Origin of the sequence: Mesorhizobium sp. M4B.F.Ca.ET.089.01.1.1, assembly GCF_004022605.1 — a bacterium.
In the GTDB taxonomy this organism is placed as follows: domain Bacteria; phylum Pseudomonadota; class Alphaproteobacteria; order Rhizobiales; family Rhizobiaceae; genus Mesorhizobium; species Mesorhizobium abyssinicae.
In genome coordinates this window covers 1-603 of the sequence record NZ_RZOS01001194.1, presented here as the reverse complement: position 1 = coordinate 603, position 603 = coordinate 1, and the positions used below count along the sequence as shown (strand labels likewise).

The 603-nt window shown below is 62.7% G+C and carries 1 protein-coding gene; it reads left to right on the top strand.

What is annotated here, in order from left to right:
- The coding region (locus EN780_RS36730; RefSeq protein WP_145971050.1) for a S8 family serine peptidase at positions 1–562 on the top strand (562 nt) is incomplete at its 5' end.
- Positions 563–603 lie beyond the last annotated feature (41 nt).

Below are 603 nucleotides of genomic sequence, written 5' to 3'. Positions count from 1 at the left end.
GAACGTGCTCAATCTGAGCTACGGCATGTACGCCAGGGCGGGTTACAGCACCAGCCAGATCGGCTGGGCGCCGGAGGAAGCCTCGATCATCTCCTATGCCACCAAGGGGTCGGCCGTCGTCTCGAAGGCCGCCGGCAACGATGCGGTCGCCGTCGGCGGCATCAAGAACGGCCAGCAGGATTACCTCAACCTCGCGCTGGTCGGCAAAGCCTCGGCGATCTTCGTCGGCGCGCTCTCCACCAACGGCACGACGACCAGCAAGGCCCAGCTTGCCTCCTACTCCAACTACGCCGGCTCCAACCCGCTCGTGCAGAGCCATTTCCTTGTCGTGGGTGTCACCGGCAGCAAGACGGGCCTTTACGGCACCTCGTTCGCGGCGCCGATCATTTCCGGCTACGCGGCGATCGTTGGCAGCAAATTCACCACGGCAACGCCGACACAGATCACCAACCAGTTGCTGAACACGGCTCGTACCGACACGCTGCTCAACTACAACGCCTCCGTCTACGGCAAGGGCGAAGCCAGCCTTTCACGCGCACTGGCTCCCGCTTCGATCAGGTAAGTTGCGATCTAGAGCGGTTCAGCGTTTCATGGAATCGCCGA